The organism is Methylobacterium sp. CCH7-A2, assembly GCF_001557075.1.
Lineage (GTDB): Bacteria > Pseudomonadota > Alphaproteobacteria > Rhizobiales > Beijerinckiaceae > Allobosea > Allobosea massiliensis.
Window position 1 is genome coordinate 1 of record NZ_LSKN01000142.1, and the last position, 228, is coordinate 228.

Annotated in this window: 1 protein-coding gene; it reads left to right on the plus strand. The window is 69.3% G+C overall.

All coding sequences use genetic code 11. The features are described from left to right. The coding region (locus AX750_RS12460) for a transposase zinc-binding domain-containing protein (RefSeq protein WP_197432817.1) at positions 1-228 on the plus strand (228 nt) is incomplete at both ends.

Consider the following 228-nt stretch of genomic DNA (forward strand, 5'->3'; position numbering starts at 1 on the left):
CAACTCCTGCCGCAACCGGCACTGCCCGCGCTGCCAGGGCGCAGCGGCGAAGGACTGGCTCGCGGACCGCCAGGCCGATCTCCTGCCCGTGCCTTACTACCATCTCGTCTTCACCCTGCCGGCGCCGATCACGGCGATCGCCTACCAGAACAAGGCCGAGGTCTATGGCCTGCTGTTCAGGGCCGCGGCCGAGACGCTCGCCACCATCGCGAGCGATCCCCGGCATCT